This is a genomic window from Corallococcus sp. 4LFB (assembly GCF_046520365.1).
GTDB lineage: Bacteria > Myxococcota > Myxococcia > Myxococcales > Myxococcaceae > Corallococcus > Corallococcus caeni.
The window spans coordinates 1-9706 of record NZ_JBKGHJ010000342.1 but is presented as its reverse complement, the minus strand read 5'-3'; the positions used below and the strand labels follow the sequence as shown (position 1 = coordinate 9706).

At 68.8% G+C, this 9706-nt stretch carries 8 protein-coding genes and 1 pseudogene; 4 read left to right on the top strand and 5 right to left on the bottom strand.

Annotation, left to right across the window (positions count from 1 at the left end; genetic code table 11):
* The 3 genes and pseudogenes from ACLEQD_RS29445 to ACLEQD_RS29435 form a co-directional block, all read left to right on the top strand.
* A partial coding sequence (locus ACLEQD_RS29445) for a helix-turn-helix domain-containing protein (RefSeq protein WP_410388580.1) occupies positions 1-481 on the top strand: 481 nt, incomplete at its 5' end.
* 77 nt (positions 482-558) lie between these two features.
* A complete protein-coding gene (locus ACLEQD_RS29440; protein ID WP_120526362.1) occupies positions 559-822 on the top strand; it encodes a hypothetical protein in 264 nt (87 codons plus the stop codon).
* Between the two features lie 11 nt (positions 823-833).
* Positions 834-1855, top strand: a pseudogene (locus ACLEQD_RS29435) (RluA family pseudouridine synthase).
* Here the strand turns inward: ACLEQD_RS29435 and ACLEQD_RS29430 are convergent.
* A complete protein-coding gene (locus ACLEQD_RS29430; protein WP_410388578.1) occupies positions 1836-3146 on the bottom strand; it encodes an HD-GYP domain-containing protein in 1311 nt (436 codons plus the stop codon). The pseudogene ACLEQD_RS29435 and the gene ACLEQD_RS29430 overlap by 20 nt on opposite strands.
* 4 nt (positions 3147-3150) lie before the next feature.
* The gene (locus ACLEQD_RS29425) at positions 3151-4917 is read right to left on the bottom strand and encodes a HEAT repeat domain-containing protein (RefSeq protein ID WP_410388576.1); all 1767 of its coding nucleotides are present in this window, start codon (positions 4915-4917) and stop codon (positions 3151-3153) included.
* Positions 4918-5118: 201 nt separating this feature from the next.
* Here ACLEQD_RS29425 and ACLEQD_RS29420 point away from each other — a divergent pair, with 201 nt between their 5' ends.
* Positions 5119-5451, top strand: a complete 333-nt coding sequence (locus tag ACLEQD_RS29420; RefSeq protein WP_410388574.1) for a hypothetical protein — start codon at positions 5119-5121, stop codon at positions 5449-5451.
* A gap of 50 nt (positions 5452-5501) precedes the next feature.
* Here the strand turns inward: ACLEQD_RS29420 and ACLEQD_RS29415 are convergent, their stop codons facing one another.
* The 3 genes from ACLEQD_RS29415 to ACLEQD_RS29405 all read right to left on the bottom strand — a co-directional run.
* Positions 5502-7967: an OPT family oligopeptide transporter gene (locus ACLEQD_RS29415; protein WP_410388572.1), complete on the bottom strand. Its 2466-nt coding sequence runs from the start codon at positions 7965-7967 to the stop codon at positions 5502-5504.
* A gap of 70 nt (positions 7968-8037) precedes the next feature.
* Entirely contained in the window at positions 8038-8925 is an 888-nt protein-coding gene (locus ACLEQD_RS29410; RefSeq protein WP_014396039.1) for an RNA polymerase factor sigma-32, read from the bottom strand.
* 419 nt (positions 8926-9344) lie between these two features.
* A partial coding sequence (locus tag ACLEQD_RS29405; RefSeq protein WP_410388570.1) for a DUF4129 domain-containing protein occupies positions 9345-9706 on the bottom strand: 362 nt, incomplete at its 5' end.

Sequence of the window (9706 nt, the reverse complement as noted above, 5' to 3'; positions counted from 1 at the left end):
CGCCTCCCGCGGCGCCGTGCGGCCCCTGACGTCGCGCCCCATCGACTCGCGTCCCGCCAGCCCCACGGGGCCGGGCTCCGTGAAGGCCCCCACGGTCCGCAAGCTCGGGGAGGCCCAGGTGCTGGCGCAGGACTCCGCCATCGCGACCGCCGAGTCCGCGCTGGCCCAGGTGGCCGCCAAGGTCCGCGAGGCCCGCCCCCGGGGCGTGGACATCCCCGCCGACGCCGAGTTCAACGGCGAACTGCTGCGCCGCGTCCGCGAGGCCCGCGGCCTGTCCATCCAGCAGCTCGCCGACCGCACCCGCATCTCCGTGCGTCACCTGGAGAACGTGGAGGCGGACCGCTACACCGCGCTCCCCACCACCGTGTACCTGCGCGGCATCCTCATGAACCTCGCCCGCGAGCTGGGCCTGGACCCCCTGCGCGTGTCCAAGAGCTACCTGGCGCTGTTCTCCGAGAAACCCGCCAGGTCGGGCCGTTGACCCGGCGGCGGCCCGGCACCCTCCCGTGCAACGGGAAAAGTTGACTCGCACGGGGTGGGTGCCTAAGTAGTGGCACGATGACGGAAGAGGAAAAGGTCAAGGCGATGCGACTCGCTCGCGCGATCGCCTCCGATATCTCGCTCTACAACGAGCAGAAGATCATCAAGGGCATCGAGCAGGACAACCTTTTCGAGGTCCTCAAGGAGGAACTGGAAGAGGGGCGCGCGCTCTACAAGAGCCGCGTCAGCGCGGAGATCAGCACCCAGGCGAACTTCTTCGAGCGCGCCATCAACGACATCGTCCTGCGCTCCAAGGCGCACGTGAAGTCGAAGATCTGGTAGCGCCCTCCGCCGTGGCCTCACCCGACACGCGCGAGCACCGCGCCCTCCCGGAAGCCCGGGGCGAGCGGCTGGATGCGTACCTCGCCCGCGCGTTCCCGGACCTCACCCGCTCCCGCCTCCAGGGACTCATCGCCGACGGCCACGTGCTGTCCGACGGCAAGCCCGCCAAGGCCGCGCAGCGCCTGCGCGGGGGGAGCTGCTGGCGCTCCACGTCCCCGCACCCGTCGCCGCGATTCCCCAGGCCGAAGCGCTGCCCGTGTCCGTGCTGCACGAGGACCGGGACCTCGTCGTCGTGGACAAGGCCGCCGGCATGGTGGTGCACCCGGGCGCGGGGCACGCCTCCGGCACGCTGGTCAACGCGCTGCTGCACCGCGTGAAGGACCTGGCCGGCGTGGGCGGCGAGCTGCGCCCCGGCATCGTCCACCGGCTGGACAAGGACACCACGGGCTGCCTCGTCGTCGCCAAGCACGAGCAGGCCCTGGTGGCCCTCCAGAAGGCCTTCAAGACGCGCGAGGTCCAGAAGACGTACCTGGCGCTGGTGCACGGCGTGCCGCCCGCGGAAGGGCGGATCGAGACGCTCTACGGCCGCCACCCCATCCACCGCCAGAAGTTCACCGGCAAGGTGAAGGAGGGCAAGCCCGCCATCACCCTGTTCCGCGTGCGCGAGTCCTTCGACGGCGCCGCGCTGGTGGAGGTGGACCTGCTCACCGGCCGCACGCATCAGATCCGCGTCCACCTGGCGGAGGCCGGGCACCCGCTGCTCTGCGACGCGCTCTACGGCGCCGGACGCAAGGCGAAGGGCGCGGTGGCGCAAGCGCAGGAGGCGCTGGGCCGCCAGGCGCTGCACGCGTGGCGCCTGTCCTTCGAACACCCGCGCACCCACAAGGCGCTGGACCTGGAGGCCCCCCTCCCGGAGGACTTCTCGAAGGCGCTCGACCTGCTGCGCGCGGCGAGCGTTCCCGCGGGCCCGCCCACGAAGGCGAAGCCCGCGTCGAAGAAGCCGGCGGCGAAGGCTACAGGCCGGAAACGCTGAGCTGCTGCTGACGGCGGGAGAGGACCTTGATGGGCTGGATGGCCATCACCCGCATGAAGACGGCCAGCAGCTCCGGGTCGAATTTCTGGCGCATCTCCGTCCACATCAGCATCAGCGCCACCTCCGGGCCGTACGCGTCCCGGTAGGGCCTGCGGGAGGTGAGCGCGTCGTACGCGTCGCAGATGGCGATGATCTTCGCGTACACCCCCAGGTTCGTCTTGGGGATGATCATCTGGATGTTGCCGCGCGCGTCGCGCACCGCGGTGCCGTAGTCCGTCTTGTGCTCGAACGTCGTCACCACGCGCAGCAGCGTGGAGCGGCTGAAGCCCTTCTCCATCAGGATGTTGCGCACGCTGATGAGCGGCGCGCGCGCCACCGCCGTCTTCTCGTCCGCGGTGAGCGCCCCGCGCTTGGTGGACAGCTCCTCCGGCAGCGTCGTCATGCCCGCGTCGTGGAAGAGGGCGATGTAGCCCAGGTCGCGCAGCTGCGGCTTGGTGAGGCCCAGCTCCGCGCCGAACACGATGCACATCAGCGCCACGTTCACCTGGTGGTAGACGAGGTAGTCCTCCTCGCGCTTCTGCGTCGTCATGCCCAGGAAGTGGGTGCGCTGATCGTAGGAGATGTCCACGAAGTCCTGCACCAGGCGCAGCGCCCGCGAGGAGCCGATGGGCTTCCCCGCGCGCACGGACTCCAGGTACTTCTGGAGGAAGAACACGGCACGCGCGTACACGGTCATCGCGTACTTCTTGCGGTCGACCTTCTGGTCGCCCGGCGTGTCCATGTCCTTGTTCATCTTCTCCTTGAGCTTGGAGAACTTCGCCACGCGCATGTTGAGGAGCTTGCGCCCCTGCAGGCCGTCCTCCTCCGCGGTGGAGGACTGCTCCTTGCTGAAGATCCAGACGAAGTTCTTCAGCTCCTGCGTGGTGACGGGCTTGGTCAGCGTGATGCCGCCCACGTCCTTGGCGCGCATCTCCGCCAGCAGGTAGCGCTGGTTCTCGATGGAGTTGAGGTCCACCTTCACCAGCATGCCGTTGAGGTAGTAGGAGTCCTTGACGCCCGTCAGCTCCAGCCGGCCTTCCTTGCCGATGATCTGGTTGATGATGTCCTGGAGCTGGTGCAGGGGCTTCTCGAAGACGGCGTTCTCCGGGTCGTACATCTTCACGGAGCGCACGAGCATGTAGAGGCCCGCGAGCATGGAGCGCGACAGGCTCTGGAGCTTCTCGTTGTGCTCGCGCCCGTACTCCCCCAGGTTCTCTTCCTGGGTCTGATTGATCTTCAGGTTGTCGGCCATGGTGTCAGCTCGCCTCTTCCGGAAGCGCCGAGTCCCCGAACAGGGCCTTGCGCGTCTGGTACATCGCCTTGCGTGCCGCGGTGAGGACGTCCAGGGGCTGCGTCTTGTCCTCCACCACGGCCTGCAACATCTTGTAGGACTGGATGGAGCCCGCGCCGCCCAGGCCGGTGATGGCCAGCAGCTTGTCCTCCATCACCCGCCGCTTGTTGAGCAGCGACGGCTTCACCGTGAGCAGCTGCTGCATCATGGACAGCGCGGCGGGCAGGTTGGTGGCCCCGATGGCCGCGTAGACGGCGGCCTTCTCGTCGGACGTCTTCTTGTCCCAGGCGGGGTCGCGCACCAGCCGCACCAGGTCCGTGAAGGCCCGCTCGCGGTCGAACTCCGGCAAGAGCTTCGCGGCCAGCATGCGCACCTGGGCGACGCCGTCGGTGAGCGCGTCGTGGATGATGCGCCGGGCCTCCGCCGTGCGGCCCCGCCCGATGATCTGCATGACCTCCAGCTTCACCACCAGGTTGGGGCTCTTCATCACCTGGCCGAACATCTTCACCCGCTCCGGGTGGTTGCTCTTCTCCAGGATGTAGACCATGTCGCGCACCGTCTGCGGCCGGTCCGACAGCAGGCGCGCCACGAACGGCTCCGGCAGGTCGCGCGCGAAGGTGGCCAGCACGTCGCCCAGGAGGAGGCGGTTCTCCGGCAGCTCGATGGTCTCCAGCACGCTGAGCAGCGGCAGCACCGAGTCCACGCCCAGCGCCTGCAGGTAGCGCGTCACGTCCTGCGGCTGCCGCGTGCGCGTCGTCTTCAGCGACTCGCCCAGCCGCGTGAGGCGCTGCTCCTCGCCCATCTTGTGGAGGAAGTTGTTGAGCAGGCGCCCCAGGTCCTCGCCGCCCTCGCGCTGGGAGAGCGCGCGCAGCTTGAGGACGATCTGGTTCACCGTGGCGAAGTCGTCCTGCAGCAGCAGCATGTCCAGCAGCTGCAGGAAGATCTCCTCCAGCAGCACCGCGTCATCCACGCCGCCTTCCACCACCTGGAACACCGCGCCCACCAGCTTCGGGAACAGCCGCGCGTTCTCCTCCTCGGTGATTTCGCGCTGGATGCGGGCCTTCAGGTCATCCGAGGCGTGGCGGCCACCCACGACGAGGCCGCGGATCTGCTCCACGCCGTCCAGCTTCGCGTCCAGGTCCTCCGCGGACACGCGCGCGAAGCGCAGGAAGTCATCCGAGTTCGTCTGGAGGCGGGAGTAGAGGTAGCCCACCACCTTGTCCACCTCCACCTGGACCTCGTCCTCGTTGGCTCCCTCCATGGAGAAGCCTTCCACCACCACGTACTCCACCTGCTGCATGCCCGCGCGCCACAACTGCGCGAGCACGTCGTCCGCGCCGCGCTCCGGCTCCGACAGCGCGATGAGCGTGAGCGTGACGAGCTCCTCCAGCGGCAGCCCCGGCCGGAAGATGAGCTGGCGGATGCCGTCGCGGAAGAACTTGTAGGGGAGCGGCGACTCCTCGGAGAAGAGCGCCTCGCCGTGCAGCATGAAGTTCTGCTGCTCCACCTTCAGCGAGAGCGGCCCGTACTTCTCCGTGTACGAGGAGATGGCCTCCTGCGCCTTGGAGAGGAACTCCGGGAAGCGCGCCTCGTTGTGGCGGTACATGCCAATCTGCTTGATGCCCTTGAGCAGGTGGAACGCGAACGTCTTCGCCAGCTCCACCTTCTCGCGAACCTCCGGCGACTGCTCCGGCTCCGCGTTCGCGTCCGTGACTTTCTGGGGCTGTGCCATGAAACCTGGAAGAATCCGGATGGGGCGGAAGGCCCCGCTGGGGGAACCCGCAGTGTACTCCTGTCTCCCGCCCGCTCCCAATCCGAGAAACGCCCAGAATCCAGAGGGTTGGAGTGACAACTGGGCAACACCGGGCGGACTGGCGGTGAATCCCGGGTGTGTTAGGCAGGGGGCCCCTTTTGCTTGCCGGAGTCCCCGTCCATGAAGCGACTGGCCGCGTCCGCCCTGGTCCTGGCGTCCCTCACGGGGTGCTTCCGCATGAGCGTGCGCAGTCCGGCGCCGCGCGACGGCGCACCGGAGACGCAGACGGGGGCGAGCTTCGTGGGGGGGCTGACGACGTCCAACGTGGCCGCGGCGGAGTGCCGGCATGGCCTGTCGCGGGTGGACGTGTACTGGCCGTGGTGGAGCCCGTTCGTCTACGCCTTCACCTTCGGCGTCGTGACGCCGCTGCGCGCGGAGTACGTCTGCGCGAAGGGGGCGGCGGACTCCGGCGGCGGCGACCCGGAGGTGCCGCCGTCGGTGCCCGGGCTGTGAAGCAGGCCTCCCCGCCCGGGAACGAAGCGGGGAGGGGGGCCTCGAGGCCGTCAGTGCGACGGCGGCGGGGCCTCCGCGCCGCTCTTGCCCTTGAGGGCGGAGCGGAAGAGGACCGCGGTGAGGACGGTGAAGAAGGCCAGGCCCCAGACGTTGGACCACGTCGGGTGCGCCAGCTCGCTCTCGCCCACGGCGTTGAGGAACGCGCCCACCGCGTTCTCGTGTCCGAAGAGGGCGGGCAGGTTGATGGCGCGCGTCCAGGCGCCGTCGCTGGCGATTTCGAGGAACGCGATGAGCACGCCCGCGATGGAGCCGCCCGCGATGTAGCCGGAGGACATCAGCGTGCCGGGGGAGAACTCGGACTCCGCCGCGCTGCCGCCGCGCAGCTTGTCCACGAAGTGGCGCACCATGCCGCCCACGAAGATGGGGGCGCTGCTGCTGATGGGCAGGTACACGCCCACCGCGAAGGGCAGCGAGGACACGCCGCACAGCTCCAGCATCAGCGCGATGAAGACGCCCAGCAGCACCAGGTCCCACGGCAGCCGCTGCGTGAGGATGCCGTCGATGATGAGCGCGAACAGCTGCGCCTTGGGGGCGGAGTAGCGGGTGAGCGTCTGGCCCTCGTACTCGCTGATGCGGCCGCCGATGCCCGGGTCCACCACGTACTGGATGCTGCCCTGATCATCCACGAGGTAGCGGCCGGCGGGCACGGGCGTGTCCGCGCCGCGCACGAAGCCTTCCTTGTAGACGCGGTCCGGGCCGGCGGTGACGAGCCCCGCGTCCGACAGCTTCAGCGACGGGCCGTTGGCCGGCGACAGCGTGAGGTTGGACAGCTCCTCGGCGGGGATGGGGCGCCAGCTGCGCAGCTCCAGCGCGCCGTCCGCGGGGACCATGTCCAGGCGCTCCGCCCACAGCGAGCGCTTGAGCTGCGCGGGCGTCATGCCGCGCTGGGTGAGCGCGTCCTGGGACACCGCCCAGCGGTACGTGTGCTGGGTGCGCGTGTCGGTGGACATCTCCGTCACCTGCACGCCCGGGTGTGCTTCCGGGATGACCGCGGTGGCGCCCTGGTTGAGCAGCACCAGCACCAGGCCGATGAACATGGCGCTGGTGAGCACTCCGACGAAGAGGGCGATCTGCTGCTTCCTGGGCGTGCCGCCCACGAGGAACGCCGTCTTCAGGTCCTGCGCGGTGGTGCCGCCGTTGGACGCGGCGATGCCCACGATGGCCGCCGTGGTGAGCGCCATGAAGCGGTCCGGCGACGACGTCCAGCCGAACAGCAGGTACACGAGGCAGGTGACGAGCAGCGTGGCCACCACCATGCCGGAGATGGGGTTGGACGAGGAGCCGATCTCGCCCGTGATGCGCGCGCTCACCGTCACGAAGAAGAAGCCGAAGACGACGATGAGGATGGCGGAGATGAAGTTCACGTGCAGCGGCGGCGCCAGCCAGATGGCCAGGATGAGCAGCGCGCTGCCCACCAGCACCACGGTGATGGGCAGGTCCTGGTCCGTGCGCAGCACCGTGGGCAGGGCGCCCTGCGTGCGCGACTGGCGCAGCGTCTCCACGCTGCGCTTGAAGGCGCCCACGATGGTGGGCAGGGAGCGGATGAGGCTGATGAGGCCGCCCGTCGCCACCGCGCCCGCGCCGATGTAGAGCACGTACGCGTTGCGGATCTGATCCGGCGACATGTCCCGGATGAGCATCCCGTTGTGCACGAGCAGCGGCGTGTCCATGCCGCTGCCGAAGAAGGACACCATCGGGATGAGGATGAGGTAGCTGAGCACGCCGCCCGCGAAGGTGATGGACGCGACGCGCGGCCCGATGATGTAGCCCACGCCGAGCAGCTCCGGGGACACCTCCGTGGAGAGCGTCGCGGCCTTGAGCCCCTTGATGGGCGTGCCGATGGCCTCCTTGAAGAGCTTCATCCCGGAGTAGGCGAACTTGTAGACGCCGCCGATGATGAACCCCAGGATGACCGTGCGCGCGTTGGTGCCGCCCTGCTCGCCGACGATGAGCACGTCCGCGCTGGCGGTGCCCTCCGGGTAGGTGAGCTTGCCGTGCTCCTGGACGATGAGGCCCTGGCGCAGCGGAATCATCATCAGCACGCCCAGCACGCCGCCCAGCGCGGCGGTGAGGAACGCGTGCGTGAGGCTGATGTCGTAGCCCAGGATGAGCAGCGCGGGCAGCGCCGCCGCCACGCCGAACGCGAGCGACTCGCCCGCGGAGCCCGTCGTCTGGACGATGGTGTTCTCCAGGATGCTGGAGCGCCCCAGGGCCCGGAAGATGGCGATGGAGAGCACCGCCACCGGGATGGACGCGGACACCGTGAGGCCGACCTTGATGGCCAGGTACACGGACGACGCCGCGAACACGATGCCCAGCACCGACCCGAGCACCAGGCCGCGGATCGTCAGCTCGACGGGCGACTGCTCCGGAGAGACATAGGGCTTATGCGGGGCGCCATGCGCCTCCGCGAGAGGAACGCGATCATCGACGACCGGCGGGGAACCGTGGGACAAGCAGGCACTCCTGACAGGAAATCAGGGGGCCCGTTGTAGCAGGGTCTCCGCCGGGGCGCGAAAACAGCCCTCAGCCCTGGGCGGCCAGCGTCTCCGGATCCACCTCCGCCATGAGGGCGGCCAGCTCCGACTTGAGCTTGTCCTTGGCGCGGATCTCCAGCTGGCGCGCGCGCTCGCGGGAGAAGCCGAAGTGCTCGCCCAGCTCCTTGAGCGTCATGGGGCGCTCGTTCATCACGCGCTGCTCGATGATGAAGCGCTCGCGCGGATCCAGGCGCATGAGGGCGGTGCGGACGCGGTTGTTGATGAGGCCCGCCTCCTCCTTGTCCGCGAACTCGTCGTCCTGGGGCGCCGCGGCGCTCACCACGAAGTCCACGTGGCTGTTGCCGCCGTCCTCGCCCATGGGCGCGTCCAGGGACAAATCCCGGCCGCCCATGCGCTGCTCCATCTCCCGCACTTCGCCGGGCTTCACATGGAGCTTGCGGGCAATCTCATCCACGTTCACCACGGCCTCGCCGCTGCCCAGCTTCTCCAGCTCCCGGCGCGTGCGCGCCAGACTGAAGAACAGCTTGCGCTGCGCCTGCGTGGTCCCAAGCTTCACCAGGGACCAGCTCTTCAGGATGTAGTTCTGGATGTACGCGCGGATCCACCACACCGCGTACGAGATGAGGCGGATGCCCTTGTCCGGATCGAACTTCTGCACCGCCTTCATCAGGCCGATATTCCCCTCCTGGATGAGGTCCGACATCTTGATGCCGTAGGAGCGGTACTCGTAGGAGACCTTCACCACGAAGCGCAGGTTGCTGGTCACCAGCCGGTGACCCGCGGCCAGGTCTCCCTTGATGAACCGGCGCGCCAGCTCCTGCTCCTCCTCCACCTTCAGGAGCGAGTACTGGTTGATCTCCGAGAGGTACATCGCGAGGGAGCCGGAGTTGGACGACTGCTCGGTCGAAGCCTGCATGGATGGGTTCTCCAAATCGGGCCTCCTGCCGCGGCGGAGGCGCTTGAAAGGTGCTCTAGGTTCAAGTCCTACAACTTGACGTGTCTGCCCTGAGCAACCGGGATGCCAACCAGGGTTGGATGTATTCGCGTGTGTCTCCAGGGGGTTGGAAGACGCAGACCCGCGCCTTCCGAGAACGGTCTGTAACCGTTACCCGTGGCCGAGAGGAAATCCGGGGGTCTGGGAGGGGAGAAAATGCACGTCTCACGGACCTCGGGGCTCACGTCGCCATGACGCTCGCGAATGGGGTTCGGTGAAACGCTTAATGGCGACGCGGGACGGGGGTGGAGACATTTCTCCACCTCGGCCGGGCGTTCCTGGGGAGGGCGGGCGACCGGCGACGGAAGCCAGCTTCCTCCCGGAGAGCACTTCTCTTCCGCTCAGGAGGCGCGGGCGGTAGGGCCCGCCTGTCCGGCCGGCTTCGCGGCGCGGCGGGCGGCTTCCGCGTCCAGCGCGCGGCGCAAGGTGGTGAGCAGGTGCTCGGCCTCCCCCTCGCGCAAGGCCCGGCCGCCGAAGCGGGCCTCCAGGTAGCGGCGGGTGAGAGGCGTGAGGGCCAGCGCCAGCGGGTGGCCTTCGCGCGCCAGGCGCGTGGTCAGGTCCTCCAGCGTCTCGTGTTCGAAGCGCGGCACGTGGGCGCGCTGGAGCAGCGCGTCCACCCGGTCCAGGAAGCGCGTGGCCTCCAGCGTGGGGGCGCGGCCCGTCCAGCGGGAGGACGAAGCGGCCCGCGCGCCAGACGACGAGG

What these genes read in the sequence shown, in the direction of transcription:
- ACLEQD_RS29425 (WP_410388576.1), bottom strand. Translation starts at nt 4,917, where the DNA reads ATGGCACAGCCCCAGAAAGTCACGGACGCGAACGCGGAGCCGGAGCAG.
- ACLEQD_RS29440 (WP_120526362.1), top strand. Translation starts at nt 559, where the DNA reads ATGACGGAAGAGGAAAAGGTCAAGGCGATGCGACTCGCTCGCGCGATC.
- ACLEQD_RS29430 (WP_410388578.1), bottom strand. Translation starts at nt 3,146, where the DNA reads ATGGCCGACAACCTGAAGATCAATCAGACCCAGGAAGAGAACCTGGGG.
- ACLEQD_RS29410 (WP_014396039.1), bottom strand. Translation starts at nt 8,925, where the DNA reads ATGCAGGCTTCGACCGAGCAGTCGTCCAACTCCGGCTCCCTCGCGATG.
- ACLEQD_RS29420 (WP_410388574.1), top strand. Translation starts at nt 5,119, where the DNA reads ATGAAGCGACTGGCCGCGTCCGCCCTGGTCCTGGCGTCCCTCACGGGG.